Genomic DNA, 15,561 nt, shown 5'->3' with positions numbered 1-15,561 from the left:
TCCGCCTAGCGCGAGCCGGCGTCGAGGAAGGCGACGAGCGCCGGCTCCGGGTCGGCCGTCGTGGTCACGTTCGCCAGCGCGACGACGCCCAGGAGGAGCGCCGCGCTGAAGGCGACGACCGCCATCGGCCGGCCGCGGCGGCGCCAGGCCCGCACGCCCATGACGGCCAGGACGATCGTGGTGCCGCCGGCGAGGACCGCCACCACCGCGTGGTAGACGGCGAAGTCGTGCACCAGGCCGTCGAACGCGTCCGTCCCGCGGGCGTCGGCGGCGGCGGACACGGCGTCCGCCGGCAGCATCGAGAGCAGCGAGGAGACCGGGGCGACGGCGCCCTGCAGGTTGGCGATCACGAGCACCACGGCGAGCGCGGTCAGCAGCAGGAGGCCCGCCGTCAGGACCGGGGGACGACGGCGCCCGCGGCGCAGCGCCGTCACCAGGACGGCGAGCAGCAGCGCCGCCGCGACCGCCTTGACCAGGTGGAAGGTGGCCCAGTAGTCGGCCGAGCGGCCCAGCGCGTGGCTCACGGCGCCGTCCCCGAGGCGCCAGTGCTCGGCGAAGGCGGCGGGCAGCCCGTCGCGCAGGGCGCCGACGCCGGAGTAGTCGCCGACGACGAGGGTGGCGAGCAGGCTCGGGGCGACGAGGACGGCGGCGACGAGGGCCGCGCCGAGGACGGTCAGCTGGCGTGAGGAGGTCATGCTCCGACGCTAGGAAAGCGGGTCCCCTGCCCGCGTCGGCCCACGGACTGATCCCCGCGGTCAGGCCGTCCGACCGCGGTCGCACGCGCTCGCCGGGCGGTGGGGGTTCGCAAAGTGGCAGGAGAAGTCACGTAAGGTGACCGGGTCTTCCGTTGTCACCCAGATTGTGCTTTCCATGAGACTCGGCTTCCTCACCTGCACGCTCCTGTCGACGGTGCTGGGCGTCAGCCTGCTCCCCGGCGTGGCTCTCTCCGATGCCTCCGCGGCACCGGCACCGGTCGTCGTACCGGCGTCCGTCGCCGAGGCGCCCCCGCTCGCCGAGGCGCCCGTGGCGCCCGCCGCGCGCAAGAAGGCCGACTCGTACCGGCCCAACCCGGGCCTGCGGTTCAACGAGCCCTACAACCGCGGTGGCAAGAAGGCGAACACGATCCGGCGCCACATCCTGCGCAGCATCGACAGCACCCGCAAGGGTGACGTCATCCAGATGGCCGCGTGGAACATCCGCGGCCGCTCGTGGATGAAGTCGCTGATCCGCGCGCACAAGCGCGGCGTCGCCGTCCAGGTGATCATGGACAAGGTCAACTGGGGCCCGGGCCACCCGAACCCCGAGGCGGCTGCGGTCGCGAAGGTGCTCAAGGGCAAGGAGAACCGCCCGGTCCAGAGCTGGCTGAAGAGGTGCTCCAGCTCGTGCCGGGGCAAGCGCGGCATCCCGCACTCGAAGTTCTACCTGTTCAGCCGGGTCAACGACCGCAGCTACGTGACGATGTTCGGCTCGAACAACGCCACCAACGTCGCGGCCGAGGACCAGTGGAACGACCTCTACACCTGGGTCAACAACAAGAAGATCTACACGACCTTCCAGAACGTCTTCAACCAGATGAAGCTCGACCGGAACCAGGGCAGCCGGGCGTTCGTCCGGGCCCGGTTCAGCCCGACGCAGCTGGTCGACTTCTACCCCTACAAGGGCGCGATCCCGACCAAGGTCGGCGACCCCGACATGGCGCGGCTCAACCGGATCTCCTGCCGCGGCGCGACCGGCGGCGCGGGCTTCAAGGGCCGCACCAAGATCCGGATCATGCAGACCGCCATCCACGGCGAGCGCGGCAAGAAGCTCGCCCGCAAGCTGGTCTACCTCCGCAAGGCCGGCTGCGACATCCGCGTCGTCTACGCCCTCATGGGTGGCGACGTGCACAAGATCCTGACCCGCGGCAAGGTCGCCAAGCTGCAGCTCGCCTACGACCGCGACCGCAACGGCGTCTACGACATCTACCTGCACCTCAAGTCGCTCGCGATCAGCGGCGTGTACGAGGGCCGGACCAACGCGCGGGTGACCTACAACGGCAGCGCCAACTGGAGCTCCGTGCCGCTGGCCAGCGACGACGTCGTGGGCGAGTTCCGCGACATCTCGATGACCAAGGCCTACATCGACTGGACCGACTTCCTCTTCAAGCACCGCCCGAAGCGCTGGGGCCCGGTCAACCTCGCCCCGGTGAAGTCGTCGGTCGTCGAGGGCCGGATCATGCCGGTCGACCCGTACTCGTTCATGAAGGAGCAGGGTCTCTGAGCGACGGGGGAGCACCCCCTACGCTGGAGGCGTGTACCCCTTCCTCAAGGGCCACGGGACCGAGAACGACTTCGTCCTGCTGCCCGACCCCGACGGCACCGTCCACGGCGCGCTGACCCCCGAGCGGGTCCGCGCGCTGTGCGACCGGCGCGCGGGGATCGGGGCCGACGGCGTGCTGCGGGTCGTCCGCACCGCCGCGATCGGCGCCGACGGGGCAGGCCAGGACGCCGAGTGGTTCATGGACTACCGCAACGCCGACGGCTCGGTCTCCGAGATGTGCGGCAACGGGGTGCGGGTCTTCGGCCGGCACCTCGCCGAGCAGGGGCTGGCCGACCCGTCCGCGCCGGTGCCCGTCGCGACCCGGGCCGGGGTCAAGGTGCTGACCTTCGCCGGCGGTGCGGCCGACGGTGAGATCACCGTCGACATGGGCCGGCCCGCCGTCCTCGGTGACACGAAGGTCGCCGTCGGCGAGCGGACCTGGCCCGCGCTGCACGTCGACATGGGCAACCCCCACGCGGTCGCCTTCGTCGACGACCTCGCCGAGGCCGGCCCGCTGCTCGACGCGCCCACCCACGACCCGGCGGTCTACCCGGCGGGCGTCAACGTCGAGTTCGTCGTACGACGGGGGGCGGGCCACGTCGCGATGCGGGTCCACGAGCGCGGCTCGGGCGAGACCCGCTCCTGCGGCACCGGCGCGTGCGCGGTGATGGTCGCGACCGCGCTGGCCGACGACGCCCCGCGCGGCACGACGTACCGCGTCGACCTGCCGGGCGGCACGCTGCGGATCAGCTGGACCGCCGACGACCGGATCCTGATGACCGGTCCCGCCGTCGTCGTGGCCGCGGGCACCACCGCGCTCTGAGCCGCGCACGTCTCTGACAGTGACACCGACGGTGTCAGGGTGACGGGCTCCGCCCTATGCTCCGCACCATGGAACTCACCGGATCCTCTGCCATCGTCACCGGCGCCTCCTCGGGCATCGGCGCCGCCGTGGCCCGCCAGCTCGCCGCCCAGGGTGCGACCGTCGTCGTCGCCGACCTCCAGGCCGACAAGGGCGAGGCCCTCGCCGCCGAGATCAAGGGCGTCTTCGCCCAGGTCGACGTCACCAGCACCGAGCAGATCGCCGGCGCGGTCAAGGCCGCTGCCGAGATCGCGCCGCTGCGCGCCGTCGTCAACTCCGCCGGCATCGGCTGGGCCCAGCGCACCATCGGCCGCGACGGCCAGCTGGAGTCGGCCCACTCGCTCGAGGCGTTCACCAAGGTCGTCGCGATCAACCTGATCGGCACCTTCGACATGGTCCGCCAGGCCGCCACCGTGATGAGCCAGAACGAGCCCGACGCCGACGGCTGCCGCGGTGCCATCGTCAACCTGGCGAGCGTCGCCGCCTTCGACGGCCAGATCGGTCAGGCGTCGTACTCGGCCTCGAAGGGCGGCGTCGTCGGCATGACCCTGCCCGTCGCCCGCGACCTGGCCGCCGCCGGCATCCGGCTCAACACCGTGGCCCCCGGCCTGATCGACACCCCGATCTACGGCGAGGGCGAGGCGGCCGAGGCGTTCAAGGCCAAGCTCGGCGAGAGCGTGCTCTTCCCCAAGCGCCTCGGTGTGCCGGCCGAGCTGGCCAGCATGGTCATCGAGTGCCTCACCAACTCCTACATGAACGGCGAGGTCGTCCGCGTCGACGGCGGCATCCGGATGCCCCCGAAGTAGTCCGGACCCTGCTCCGCCCGGGGCGGGGTGCGCGCGGCCGGTCTGGCCGCCGACGCACCCCGCACCGAGCGGACATCGACGGCGCGCTCGGCGCGCAGATCCAGCTCAGCCTTCGCACCACATGGCGCTGTAGGCGCCCTTGGTCGAGCGCCGCTCCGAGACCCGGCCGTCGACCGTGATCGTGCAGGTGACCGGCTGGTCGACCCGCCCCTGCTGGGCGAAGACCACCGCGTAGTCCGGGTTGCCGTAGACCGTGGTGGACAGGGTCCAGGTGCCGCCGCGCACGATCGCGGTGCCCTCGTGGTTCTCGACGCTGGTCGGGATGATCCAGGCGACCTGGCCGAGTTGGCCGGCGGTGGACATCCGGATCGTCAGCCGGTGCTTGGGCAGCTGCGAGTAGTCGCCGGAGCCCTGCAGTCCCGGCGGTACGCCGAGCCCGGACGTGTGGCCGCCGAAGAGGCCGGCCCCGTCGGCACCGCCCGTCGCCGTCGGGTCGACGGTCGAGCCCTTCGGCCGCTTCGTCGGCGTGGCCGCGTCGGTGGGGGACGACGAGTCGTCGGCCCTCGGGGTCGAGTCGATGGCGCGGTCGGAGGGACCAGGCCTCAGGAAGAGGAAGCTGGCGACGATGACGATGACGGAGGCGACGGCGATCAACGCGAACGTCCTGCTCTCGCCCCCCGGCCGTAGAGCACGCACGACACCCCCAACGAGCCAACCGCCCGAAGCGCTATGGGTGGGTGCGGTGTGGGCCGTCCCACGTCGTCCGTCCGGTGTTCACCGACACGCCGCGCGGTGCTCGGGGCGGCGTCGACGGCGGCCGGTTCGCTGCGGTGCGTGACGCTCCTCTGGGACGACCGGAACCGCCTCGGCGAGCTCCGGGTGGGCCGCCGCACCACCATCGTCGCGGGGCTCTCCGGCGCCTCCGTCCCCGCCCTCGGCCTGCTCGGCCGGTCGCCGGCCTTCGTCGAGCGCCGGGTCGACCTGACCGGTGGGGTGCGCAGCGGTGAGGTCGGGACGACGTCCGCGGTGCTCTGGTCGCGCGGGGTCGCACCCAGCCGGATGATGGTCCGGCTGCACAGCAACGGCCGGCTGCGCCGCACTGTCCGCGGCCCGTGGACCGACCCGCGGTCCGATCTCACTGCGCGGGTGCACCTGACCGGGCTCGCGCCCGGCCGGGAGTACGCCGCCGAGGTGTGGTTCGAGACGCCGGAGGGGGAGCGCAGCGCGCCGGAGCGGCTGACCTTCGCGACGGCGCCGATCCACGCGGCAGCGCAGACGATCGTGTGGTCGGGGGACACCTGCGGGCAGGGCTGGGGGATCGACCGCGGGCGGGGTGGGGTGACGACGTACCGGACGATGCTGGACCTGCGCCCCGACCTGTTCGTCCACGTCGGCGACACGATCTACGCCGACGAGCCGATGACCGGGTCGGTGCTGCTGCCGGAGAACGGCACCACCTGGCAGAACGACCTCACCGAGGAGGTGCTCACCGTCGCCGAGACGCTCGACCAGTTCCGCGGGCGGCACCGCTACCTCCTGCGCGACGACAACGTGCGTGCCTTCCACGCGGCCGTGCCGACCGCCGTCCAGTGGGACGACCACGAGACCTGCAACAACTGGTGGCCCGGCGAGATCATCGACGACGAGGCCTACACCGAGCGCCGGGCCGACGTCCTGGCGGTGCGGGGGCGGCGGGCCTGGCAGGAGTACCAGCCGGTGCCGGTACGACGGCTGGTGCCGGCCGACGGCGACGGCTTCGTCGCGACCCGCCTCTACCGGCGGATCCCCCGCGGGCAGCACCTCGACCTGTTCCTGCTCGACATGCGCAGCTGGCGCGGGCCGAACCCGGACCACGACCCGGCCGTCGTCCGGGACCGGGTGACGGCGGGCCTGCTCGGTCGCGAGCAGGAGGCCTGGCTCGTCGACGGCCTGCGCCGCTCGCGCGCCACCTGGAAGGTGATCTCGATCGACCAGCCGCTGTCGGCGCCGGCCAGCCGGCTCCAGGACCTCGACGGCGTCTCGAACGGCGACGGCGGCCCGCCGCTCGGGCGCGAGAACGAGATCGGCCGGGTGCTCGCGGCGATCAAGCGGCACCGGATCCGCAATGTCGTCTGGGTGACCGCCGACGTCCACTACACGGCGGCCTACCACTACCACCCGGAGCGCGCGTCGTTCACCGACTTCGACCCGTTCTGGGAGTTCGTCTCGGGGCCGCTGCACTGCTCGCCGTTCACGCCGAAGGACGACCGGCTCGACGCCACCTTCGGCCCGCGGGCGGTCTTCTCGCACGGCAAGGAGGAGGACCTCGCGGTGATGATCGCGCCGCGGCCCGACAACCAGCACATCGGGAGCCTCGCCATCGCCGCCTCGGGCGAGCTCACCGTCACCCTGCACGACGGCGCGGGCGACGCGCTCTGGCGCCGCACCCTCGAGCCGGACCCGGTCAGCCCGGTGCGCGCCGGGACTTGAACCGCAGCGACTCGAGGTGCTCGGCGGGCTGGCGGGGCTGGCCGTTCTCGAGGTCGTAGCGAGCCCGCGCGACGGCCGAGGCGGTGACCCGCCCCCGGTCGTCGGCGTACGCCGCGAGGGAGTGGGTGCGCGCGAGCCGCGGCCCGACGGCGTTCTCGGTGAGCCCGGCCTGGGCGCCCGCCGCGCGCAGCGAGGCCTGGCCGTGGAGCACGGCAGTCGCCATCGCCTCGTCGATGAGCTGGGTGAGCCGGTCGGACGCCTCGCGCAGGTGGGGCAGCGCCAGGGCGGGGTCCTTCCCCTCGGCCTCGTCGAGGGCCTGCCGGATCTGGGCGAGCACCCCGACCGAGGGCACCACCGGCACCCGGGTGGGGCGGTCCCCGCGGCGCGGGACGCTCGGGTCGGTCATCCTCCGATGGTGCCGCAGAAAGTGCGGATCCGCAAAGGCTGCGGCGCCCGCGCGGGTGGCCGGGCCGGTGGTCCGGACGACCATGGCCCATAAACGGGAAGCATCGTGCCGACGGCGTCGTTACCCTGGAGACGCTTATGACGAACCATGCTGAAGACTTCTCCCTCGCCGCCGCGCTGCGCGCCACCGAGGGCTGGGACGACCCCGACGACCTGACCGACCCGACCGACCTGACCGACGCCGACGATGCTGCCGAGGACGACGGCTGGGAGTCCGGCTACGCCGACGCCGACCCCGAGGACGGCGACGACCCGACCACCGGCGACCTCGACCTGGTCGAGCGCCACGAGCTGCGCCGGGTCGCCGGCCTGCGCACCGAGCTCGAGGACATCACCGAGGTCGAGTACCGCCAGCTCCGCCTCGAGCGCGTCGTGCTCGTCGGCGTCTGGACCGAGGGCACCGTCGCCGACGTCGAGAACGCGATGGCCGAGCTCGCGCTGCTCGCCGAGACCGCCGGCTCCGAGGTGCTCGACGCGATCTACCAGCGCCGCCAGTCGCCCGACCCCGCGACCTACATCGGGCGCGGCAAGGTCGAGGGCCTGCGCGAGATCGTGCAGGCCACCGGCGCCGACACCGTCATCTGCGACGGTGAGCTCGCGCCGAGCCAGCTGCGCAACCTCGAGGACAAGGTCAAGGTCAAGGTCGTCGACCGGACCGCGCTGATCCTCGACATCTTCGCCCAGCACGCGAAGTCCAAGGAGGGCCAGGCGCAGGTCGAGCTGGCCCAGCTGAGCTACATGAAGCAGCGGCTGCGCGGCTGGGGTGGCAACCTCTCCCGCCAGGCCGGTGGCCGGGTCGGCGCCGACGGCGGCGGCATCGGCGGCCGTGGTCCCGGTGAGACCAAGATCGAGACCGACCGGCGCCGGATCAACGACAAGATCGCCAAGCTGCGCCGCGAGCTCAAGGCGATGAAGGGGACCCGCGACACCAAGCGCCAGGAGCGCCGTCGCAACGAGATCCCCTCGGTGGCGATCGCCGGCTACACCAACGCCGGCAAGTCCTCGCTGCTCAACCGGCTCACCGGCGCGGGCGTGCTCGTCGAGGACGCGCTGTTCGCGACCCTCGACCCGACCACGCGTCGTACGACGACCGGCGACGGTCGCGTCTACACGATGAGCGACACGGTCGGCTTCGTCCGGCACCTGCCGCACCAGCTCGTCGAGGCCTTCCGCTCGACGCTCGAGGAGGTCGCCGACGCCGACCTCATCGTGCACGTCGTCGACGGCTCGCACCCGGACCCCGAGGGTCAGCTGAGCGCGGTCCGCGAGGTGCTCGCCGACATCGAGGCCGGCCAGGTCCCCGAGCTCGTGATCATCAACAAGGTCGACGCCGCCGACCCGCTGGTCGTCGACCGGCTGCTGCGCCGCGAGCCGCACTCGGTCGCCGTCTCGGCCCGCACGGGCGAGGGCATCGCCGCCGCGATCGCCGCGATCGAGGCCGACCTCCCGCGCCCGCAGGTGGAGTTCACCGCGCTCGTGCCCTACGCGCGCGGCGACCTCATCGACCGCATCCACAAGGACGGCGAGATCGGCTCCCTCGAGCACACCGCCGACGGCACCCGGGTCACCGGCCGTGCCACCGAGGCGCTCGCCGGTGAGCTCGCCGTCTACGCCGTCTGACCCGCGGCCCCCGTCGTACCGGACGATTTGGTTGCGATTTCGCCGTTTCGCCGACAATTCTGTCCGGTACGACGGATGATCCCGGCGTGACTCGGCACCGGCTTCTCCTGGCGACGGTCGTGGTGGTCCTCACCGCGGCCGTCAGCACGACGCTCTGGGCGCGCGCCGGCGCCCGCCCGGACCACTGCGCGGGGGTGGCCGAGCGCGCCCACGCGCGGGCCGGGCTGGTCACCGGCAGCGGGCCCGAGGTGCTCGTGGTCGGCGACTCGTACTCGGTCGGCGCCGGGCTGCGGACCGACCAGTCGTGGCCGGTCCGGCTGCCCGGGCGGGTTCGCGTGGACGGCTTCTCGGGCAGCGGGTTCAGTGCCGGCGCGAGCGGGTGCGGCGACGTCTCGTACGCCCGCCGGGTGCCGTCCGCGCTGCGTCCCGGCACCGCGCTCGTCGTGGTCGAGGGCGGGCTCAACGACTACGACCAGCCGGTCGCCGCGCTCGCCGCCGGCTTCGACCGGCTGATGGCCGCGCTCGCCGGGCACCGGGTGCTCGTCGTCGGCCCGCCGCCGGCGCCGGAGCGCCCCGCAGGCACGGTGGCCACGGTGGACGCCGTGCTGGCCCGGCTCGCGGCGGCCCACGGGACGCCGTACCTGTCGATGACGGGCGTCGAGCTGACCTACCAGCGCGACCGGCTGCACCCCGACGCGGCCGGCCAGCGGGTGTTCGGCGACGTCGTCGCGGAGCGGGTCCGCACGCTCGTCACACCCGGCAGCCGCCCGCGTCCGTGACCGCGCGGGCCTCCGCGACGGCCCGGGCGACGACCTGCTCGGCGAGCGGCGAGAGCGTGCCGCGGGTGAGCGCGTAGATCCGCCGCGGCGGCAGCGCCGGCGTCAGCGGGTGCAGCGTGACGCCCCGCGGGCGCTCGGGCCAGCCGAGCGAGAGCACCGGCATCACGGCGCAGCCCAGCCCGGCCCGGACCATCGACGTCACCGCCTGGTTGTCCGCCGTGCGGAAGACGACCTGGGGGACGACGCCGCGCGCCGCGAGGTGCGCCTCGACCTCGCGCTGGTCGCAGATCGGCGGCAGCGCGACCATCGCCGCGCCGTGCAGCCGGTCGAGCGGCACCGGGCCGTCGGCGTACGCACCGGGCGGCGCGACGAGCACGTGCTCGTCCTCCAGCAGCAGCGTCGTGTCGGTCTCGCCGGTGCCCGGCCGGTCGAAGAAGAGGACGTCGAGCTCACCCAGGGCGGGCTCGTCCGCCTCGTCCTCGACGAGCCGGATGTCGCAGCCGGGATGAGCCGCGCGGAGCTGCTGGACCACCGCGGGGAGCAGCACGTTGGTCACCGTCTGGAACGTGCCGACGTCGACCCGTCCCGCGCCGGCCCGGAACCGGAGCACGGTCTCCTCGGCCTCGCGGACGAGCCCCAGGACGTCGTGCGCCGCGGACAGCACGAGCCGGCCGAGCGGGGTGAGCCGGACCGGTCGCGGCCCGCCGGGCCGGTCGAAGACGGCGCCGCCGACGGCCCGCTCCAGGCCGGCGACCTGCTGGCTCAGCGTCGACTGGGAGTAGCCGAGACGGTCGGCGGCGCGGGCGAAGGTGCCCTCGGCGGCGATCGCCTCGAGCGCGCGGAGGTGGCGCAGCTCGTACATCCGATGATCGTAACGGCCGATCGACTTCATCGGAAACGATCGCTTTTCACGATGTCCGAGCCGTCCTAGCGTCGTCGTCATGAGCCACGACCACCCCTACGCCGTCCACGGCATCACGCTGCACGCCGAGACCTTCGGCGACCCGGCCGACCCGGCCGTCCTGCTCATCCACGGCGCGTGCGCCTCGATGCTCTGGTGGGAGGAGGAGCTGTGCCGGCGGATCGCGGCTGCCGGCCGGTACGTCATCCGCTACGACCAGCGCGACACCGGCCGCTCGTCGAGCTTCCCGGTGGGGGAGCCGGGCTACGGCCTGCGCGACCTGGCCGCCGACGCCGTCGGGTTGCTCGACGCGCTCGGCATCGACCGCGCCCACGTCGTCGGGCGGTCGATGTCCGGGGGCGTCGCGCTCGTCGTCGGCGTCGACCACCCGGAGCGGGTCCGCTCGCTGACCCTGGTCAGCACCACGACGGGCGAGCTGCCGATGGGCACGGTCGACGTCCCGGAGCAGGAGCCCGACCCGGCCGACCCCGGCGCCGTCGTCGACCACGTCGTCGCGCTCACCCGGGCGTACGCCGGCACCTCGCCGCACTTCGACGAGGACGTCACCCGGGCCCTGGTCACCGCGGACGTCGCCCGCACCCGCGACCTCGCCGCCACCCTCGGCAACCACTACGCGCTCGACTACGCCGGTCCGCGTGGCGGCGGCTGGGAGGCACTGCGGGTCCCGACGCTGGTGGTGCAGGGCGAGCTGGACCCGGTCTTCCCGCCGGCCCACGGAGAGGCGCTGCGCGACGCGATCCCCGGCGCCCGCCTCGTGGTGCTGGCGCAGTCGGGCCACGACGTGCTCGAGCCGGCCTGGGACCCCTTCGTCGCGGCCCTCGCCGAGCACACCTCATGAGCGCGCTCCGCTCGGCCGTGTGGGTGCCGCTGTTCGACGAGCTCGCCGAGCCGGCGGCCGTGGTCCGGCTGGCCGCCCTCGCGGAGGAGCACGGCTGGGACGGCTTCTTCGTCTGGGACCACGTGCGCTGGCGCGCGCCGGTCGCCGCGCTCGCCGACCCGTGGACCACGCTCGCCGCGGTCGCCGCGGCGACGACGACCCTCCGGATCGGTCCGATGGTGAGCGCGCTCCCGCGGCGGCGCCCCCAGGTCGTCGCCCGGCAGAGCGTCACGCTCGACCGGCTCAGCGCGGGCAGGCTGGTGATCGGCGCCGGGCTCGGCAGCGACCGGTTCGGTGAGGAGCTCTCCCGCTTCGGCGAGGAGATCGACGACCGGGCCCGGGCGGTGATGCTCGACGACGCCATTGCGATCCTGCGCACCGCGTGGTCCGGCGAGCCGGTGCGCCACACCAGCCCGTGGTGCACGATCGACGACGTCCGCTTCCTGCCGCGTCCGGTGCACGGCACCATCCCGCTCTGGACCGCGGGCTTCCCGGGGCGCCGGCGCCCGCTCGAGCGGGCCGCCCGGGCCGACGGCTTCGTCCCGGTCAACCTCGAGCACCCCGACGAGCTCGCCGCCGCCGTGGCGCGGATCTCCGGGCTGCGGGACGCGAGCGGCACCGGCGGGACGCCGTACGACGTCGCGGTGCCGCTGCCCGCCGACGCCGACCTGGCGGCCTTCGCGGCAGCCGGCGCGACGTGGTGGCTGACCGACGTCGACCCCCACAGCCTCATCTTCGACGAGGTCCGCGGGGTGATCCGGGACGGCCCGTTCCGGTGATCGCCGGCGACCTGTGGAGGGGCGCGCAAGCAGCGGGCGCGGACCATCTAGGGTTCTCCGGTGACCACTCGTGCCGCCGTGCAGACCCCGCCCGTCCGCGAGCTCCTCGCGTCCGCGGTCGCGGCCCTCGGCGGTCAGCAGCGCGACGGCCAGCTGGCGATGGCCGAGGCGGTCGCCGCGTCGTTCGCCGACAAGGAGCACCTGCTCGTCCAGGCCGGCACCGGCACCGGAAAGTCGCTCGGCTACCTCGTCCCGGCGCTGCTCCACGACCGGCGGGTCGTCATCGCCACGGCCACCCTCGCCCTCCAGCACCAGCTGGTCGAGCGTGACCTGCCCCGGCTGGTCAAGGCGGTCGGCACGACGCCGGGCGTCGACGCGTCGTACGCGGTGCTCAAGGGGCGCTCCAACTACGCCTGCCTGCACCGGGTCCGCGAGGGCGCCCCCGACGAGCAGGGCGAGCTGATCCAGGCCGAGGCGGCGCTCGGCGCCCTCGGCCGCAAGGTCCTCGCGCTGCGCGAGTGGGCCGAGCAGGCCTCCGAGAAGGGCCGCACCGGCGAGCGGGACGACGCCCCGCGCCACACCGACAAGGAGTGGCGCCAGGTCAGCGTCACCGCGCGCGAGTGCGTCGGCGCGAGCAAGTGCGCCTTCGGCGAGGAGTGCTTCGCCGAGCGCGCCAAGGAGAAGGCGCAGAAGTCGCACCTCATCGTCACCAACCACTCCCTGCTCGCGATCGACGCGATCGAGGGCATCCCGATGATCCCCGAGTACGACGCCGTGGTGATCGACGAGGCCCACGAGCTCGCCGCCCGGGTCACCCAGGCCGCCACCGACGAGCTGTGGGCCGCCGAGGTCGACCGGGCGGCCCGGCGCAGCATCCGCCACGTCGAGGGCACCGAGGGCGACGACCTCGCCGACGCCGCCGACGCTCTGCGCGCGGCGATCACCGACGCGCCCACCGGCCGCTTCGAGCGGGTTCCCGAGGACCTCGCCGACGCGCTGGCGCTGGTCCGCGACGCGGCGCGCGCCTGCCTGTCGGCGTACCCGAAGGCCGAGTCGGGCAGCGAGCCCGACGCCGCGCTCACCCAGGCCAAGGGCATGGTCCAGGAGGTGCTCACCACCGCCGAGCGGATGGCGGCCTTCTCCGAGGCCGACGTCCTGTGGCGCACCGAGGGCACCGACCGGATCCCGCCGATGCTCTGCGTCGCGCCGCTCCAGGTGTGGGGCCAGATGCGCGACCGGCTGCTCGCCGACAACACCGTCGTCCTCACCTCGGCGACGCTGATGCTCGGCGGCGACTTCGCGACCGTGGCCGGCTCGGTCGGGCTCAAGCCCTCCGAGCGGGTCGACGCCGCCGCACCCCGTGCCGACTGGCCCGAGGACGCCCAGCCCTGGCGGGGGATCGACGTCGGCAGCCCGTTCGACTACCCCCGGCAGGGCATCCTCTACCTCGCCCGGCACCTGCCGCCGCCGGGACGCGACGGCCTGGGCCCGGCCCAGCTCGACGCCATCACCGAGCTCATCGACGCCGCCGACGGCCGCACCCTCGGCCTCTTCTCCAGCCGCCGGGCGGCCGAGGCCGCGGCCGAGCACGTCCGCAAGGCGCTGCCGCACCTGACCACGCTGGCCCAGGGCGAGGCGCAGCTGCCCGAGCTGGCCCGGCAGTTCGTCGAGGACCCCTACACCTGCCTGTTCGGGACCCTCGGGCTGTGGCAGGGGCTCGACGTCCCGGGCGACACCTGCCAGCTCGTCATCATCGACCGGATCCCGTTCCCGCGCCCCGACGACCCGCTCATGAGCGCACGGCAGAAGGCGGCCGACAAGGCCGGCGGCAACGGCTTCATGCAGGTCGCCGCCACCCACGCCGCGCTGCTGCTCGCGCAGGGTGCGGGCCGGCTGATCCGGACCACCGAGGACCGCGGCGTGGTCGCCGTCCTCGATCCGAGGCTGGCGACCGCGCGCTACGGCTCGTTCCTCAAGGCGAGCCTGCCGCCCATGTGGACGACGACCGATCCGGCCGTCGTCCGGGCGGCGCTGACCCGCCTCGCCGAGGTCAGCGGATCACGCGAGCGCTGATCTTGGCGCTGCGCGCCTTGTTGCCGGCGTTGGCCAGGTTGATCTCGACCCACTGGACCTTGCGGCCGAACGGGTAGACCACCCGCTTGTCGCCGCGGGCGTTGATCTTGACCTTCTTGGTGACCGGCGCCTTGTTCTTCTGCTTGATCGTGACGATCGCGAACGCGCCGCTGGAGCGCGAGGCGAGGTTGACGTCGACCCGCAGCCGGCCAGCGCGCTGCAGCGCGCTCTTGTAGCGGACCGTGCGCGAGGCGAGCTTGCTGATGTCGGTGCGCGCCGAGACGCTGCGGCCCATGGTGAGCCGGTACGAGCGCCACAGCGGCGCCGCGCGGTAGGCCGAGCCCTCGGAGTAGTACGCCGCGGGACGGCGGTTCCACGCGCTGAACCAGCCGAACTGCTTGCGCAGGTCGGTGCGGCGCGCGGCGAGCGTGCGGTTGAGCGCCGCGCGCGCGTCGGTGGCGCCGGCCGCGCGGGACCAGATGTCGCGGATGATGACCGGCATCCCGCCCGAGGGGGCGGGGTAGCGCTCGCTGAGGAAGCGGAAGAAGATCCAGGCGCCGTACGCGCCGTTGGCGTTGGTCAGCGACTGCCCCGGACGGCCCAGCGGGCCGCTGCTGAGGAACTGGCGGTTGTCGTTGACGTTGTCGTAGAGCTCGTCCTCGGCCCAGGTCGCCGTCGCCTCCATCATCCAGCGCTCCTCGCCGATGTCGTAGGCGAACTGGACGGCGTGGAAGTACTCGTGCGCCGCGGTGACCTGCAGGTTCTCGGTCGGCGTGTGGGCCCGGCCGAACTCGGCGGGCGAGTAGTCGTTGTCGAGCACGCAGTAGGCCGGCGCGGTGCCGTGGCCGCGGACCTGGCGGTCGGTGGTGCAGTAGCCGTAGAGGCCGAACTTGCCCAGGTCGGCGAGGTAGACGTCGAAGGCGCCGTTGACGTTGCCGAGGCCGCCGCTGGTCATGCCGGCGGTGCCGTCGGGGAGCGGCTTGCGGTAGCCCGCCGCCTGGTAGCGGCCGGAGACGAACTGCATGACGTCGAGGACGTCGGCGGCCCAGGCGCCGCTCGCGGCGTTGACGCCGGAGGCGACGTAGTGGACGCAGATGCCGTTCTCGCAGATCGACGGTGCCTCGGCCACGTTGCCGTAGCAGGGCAGGCCCGAGCCGGACGTGCACTCGATGCCGCCGGCCGGGTCGTTCGGGTTGGGCCGGGCGAGCAGCCGGGCGGCGTCCTTCTTGAGGCCCTGGGGCAGGTCGTTGCGGGTCGTCGCCAGGTCGGCCAGCGCCAGGGTCAGGTCGTTGCCGTCGGTGACGGTGACCGGGCTGGCCGGGTCGAGGATGCCCTGGACGGTCTCCAGTGCGGCCTCCGCCTCGGCCTGCGGGTCGACCGGCGTGGCCGGGTCACCCGTGCTCGGCAGCGGGTCGGCGACCAGACCGGGCAGGCCGGCCGGGGGCACCGGGTCGCCCGTCTCGGCCTGCGCCGCGGCGCCGGTGAGCGGGACCACCAGCAGCGCGGTCAGCAGGGACGGGACGAGGAGCGCGGCGCGGGGGAAGCGGCTGCGAGAAGTCATGGGGAAGAGGGGGCTTTCGCCTGGACGACAAGACCCCCCGACCCTACGTC

General features: G+C 73.7%; 14 protein-coding genes. 9 read left to right on the top strand and 5 right to left on the bottom strand.

What is annotated here, in order from left to right:
• Positions 1-5 precede the first annotated feature (5 nt).
• Entirely contained in the window at positions 6-695 is a 690-nt protein-coding gene (locus tag BM223_RS23385) for a hypothetical protein (protein WP_038677171.1), read from the bottom strand.
• 175 nt (positions 696-870) lie between these two features.
• Between BM223_RS23385 and BM223_RS23380 the strand changes: the two genes are divergently transcribed.
• The 3 genes from BM223_RS23380 to BM223_RS23370 all read left to right on the top strand — a co-directional run bounded on the left by BM223_RS23380 (position 871) and on the right by BM223_RS23370 (position 3,966).
• Positions 871-2,259: a phospholipase D-like domain-containing protein gene (locus BM223_RS23380; RefSeq protein ID WP_038677172.1), complete on the top strand. Its 1,389-nt coding sequence runs from the start codon at positions 871-873 to the stop codon at positions 2,257-2,259.
• Between the two features lie 31 nt (positions 2,260-2,290).
• Complete coding sequence (gene dapF / locus BM223_RS23375; protein ID WP_038677174.1) at positions 2,291-3,121, top strand: diaminopimelate epimerase; 831 nt, start codon at positions 2,291-2,293, stop codon at positions 3,119-3,121.
• A gap of 68 nt (positions 3,122-3,189) precedes the next feature.
• The gene (locus BM223_RS23370; protein ID WP_038683598.1) at positions 3,190-3,966 is read left to right on the top strand and encodes an SDR family NAD(P)-dependent oxidoreductase; all 777 of its coding nucleotides are present in this window, start codon (positions 3,190-3,192) and stop codon (positions 3,964-3,966) included.
• A gap of 105 nt (positions 3,967-4,071) precedes the next feature.
• On the opposite strand, the gene BM223_RS23365 is transcribed toward BM223_RS23370, so the two are convergent.
• The gene (locus tag BM223_RS23365; protein WP_038677175.1) at positions 4,072-4,620 is read right to left on the bottom strand and encodes a hypothetical protein; all 549 of its coding nucleotides are present in this window, start codon (positions 4,618-4,620) and stop codon (positions 4,072-4,074) included.
• A gap of 180 nt (positions 4,621-4,800) precedes the next feature.
• On the opposite strand from BM223_RS23365, the gene BM223_RS23360 reads away from it, so the two are divergent.
• On the top strand, positions 4,801-6,435 hold the full coding sequence (locus BM223_RS23360; RefSeq protein WP_200887068.1) for an alkaline phosphatase D family protein: 1,635 nt from the start codon (positions 4,801-4,803) through the stop codon (positions 6,433-6,435).
• Here BM223_RS23360 and BM223_RS23355 read toward each other — a convergent pair.
• On the bottom strand, positions 6,410-6,841 hold the full coding sequence (locus BM223_RS23355; RefSeq protein ID WP_200887071.1) for a hypothetical protein: 432 nt from the start codon (positions 6,839-6,841) through the stop codon (positions 6,410-6,412). The genes BM223_RS23360 and BM223_RS23355 overlap by 26 nt on opposite strands.
• Before the next feature lie 137 nt (positions 6,842-6,978).
• On the opposite strand from BM223_RS23355, the gene hflX reads away from it, so the two are divergent.
• Together hflX and BM223_RS23345 are read left to right on the top strand one after the other, a co-directional pair.
• Positions 6,979-8,520: a GTPase HflX gene (gene hflX / locus BM223_RS23350; protein ID WP_038677176.1), complete on the top strand. Its 1,542-nt coding sequence runs from the start codon at positions 6,979-6,981 to the stop codon at positions 8,518-8,520.
• 86 nt (positions 8,521-8,606) lie between these two features.
• Entirely contained in the window at positions 8,607-9,299 is a 693-nt protein-coding gene (locus BM223_RS23345) for an SGNH/GDSL hydrolase family protein (RefSeq protein ID WP_038677177.1), read from the top strand.
• Here the strand turns inward: BM223_RS23345 and BM223_RS23340 are convergent.
• Positions 9,271-10,161, bottom strand: coding sequence for a LysR family transcriptional regulator (locus BM223_RS23340; RefSeq protein ID WP_038677178.1), 891 nt, complete (start codon positions 10,159-10,161; stop codon positions 9,271-9,273). The two genes, BM223_RS23345 and BM223_RS23340, sit on opposite strands and share 29 nt — an antisense overlap.
• Positions 10,162-10,240: 79 nt before the next feature.
• Between BM223_RS23340 and BM223_RS23335 the strand changes: the two genes are divergently transcribed.
• Genes BM223_RS23335 through BM223_RS23325 form a run of 3 tightly spaced genes read left to right on the top strand, consistent with a single transcriptional unit; the run spans position 10,241 to position 13,950 of the window.
• Positions 10,241-11,059 (top strand): alpha/beta fold hydrolase, encoded by an 819-nt coding sequence (locus tag BM223_RS23335; RefSeq protein WP_038677179.1) that lies wholly within the window; start codon positions 10,241-10,243, stop codon positions 11,057-11,059.
• Positions 11,056-11,877 (top strand): LLM class flavin-dependent oxidoreductase, encoded by an 822-nt coding sequence (locus tag BM223_RS23330; RefSeq protein ID WP_038677180.1) that lies wholly within the window; start codon positions 11,056-11,058, stop codon positions 11,875-11,877. The genes BM223_RS23335 and BM223_RS23330 overlap by 4 nt, the downstream gene beginning before the upstream one ends.
• Positions 11,878-11,937: 60 nt before the next feature.
• Positions 11,938-13,950, top strand: coding sequence for an ATP-dependent DNA helicase (locus tag BM223_RS23325; RefSeq protein WP_052138286.1), 2,013 nt, complete (start codon positions 11,938-11,940; stop codon positions 13,948-13,950).
• Here the strand turns inward: BM223_RS23325 and BM223_RS29315 are convergent.
• A complete protein-coding gene (locus BM223_RS29315) occupies positions 13,928-15,511 on the bottom strand; it encodes an MXAN_6640 family putative metalloprotease (RefSeq protein ID WP_038677182.1) in 1,584 nt (527 codons plus the stop codon). The two genes, BM223_RS23325 and BM223_RS29315, sit on opposite strands and share 23 nt — an antisense overlap.
• Between the last annotated feature and the right edge of the window lie 50 nt (positions 15,512-15,561).

Origin of the sequence: Pimelobacter simplex (assembly GCF_900114845.1) — a bacterium.
Lineage (GTDB): Bacteria > Actinomycetota > Actinomycetes > Propionibacteriales > Nocardioidaceae > Nocardioides > Nocardioides simplex.
This window is presented reverse-complemented; position numbering and strand designations above follow the sequence as displayed.

Excerpts from the sequence above, each read along its gene's own strand:
- BM223_RS23385 (WP_038677171.1), bottom strand. The coding sequence starts at position 695 with ATGACCTCCTCACGCCAGCTGACCGTCCTCGGCGCGGCCCTCGTCGCC.
- BM223_RS23380 (WP_038677172.1), top strand. The coding sequence starts at position 871 with ATGAGACTCGGCTTCCTCACCTGCACGCTCCTGTCGACGGTGCTGGGC.
- BM223_RS23370 (WP_038683598.1), top strand. The coding sequence starts at position 3,190 with ATGGAACTCACCGGATCCTCTGCCATCGTCACCGGCGCCTCCTCGGGC.
- BM223_RS23355 (WP_200887071.1), bottom strand. The coding sequence starts at position 6,841 with ATGACCGACCCGAGCGTCCCGCGCCGCGGGGACCGCCCCACCCGGGTG.
- hflX (WP_038677176.1), top strand. The coding sequence starts at position 6,979 with ATGACGAACCATGCTGAAGACTTCTCCCTCGCCGCCGCGCTGCGCGCC.
- BM223_RS23340 (WP_038677178.1), bottom strand. The coding sequence starts at position 10,161 with ATGTACGAGCTGCGCCACCTCCGCGCGCTCGAGGCGATCGCCGCCGAG.
- BM223_RS23335 (WP_038677179.1), top strand. The coding sequence starts at position 10,241 with ATGAGCCACGACCACCCCTACGCCGTCCACGGCATCACGCTGCACGCC.
- BM223_RS23330 (WP_038677180.1), top strand. The coding sequence starts at position 11,056 with ATGAGCGCGCTCCGCTCGGCCGTGTGGGTGCCGCTGTTCGACGAGCTC.
- BM223_RS29315 (WP_038677182.1), bottom strand. The coding sequence starts at position 15,511 with ATGACTTCTCGCAGCCGCTTCCCCCGCGCCGCGCTCCTCGTCCCGTCC.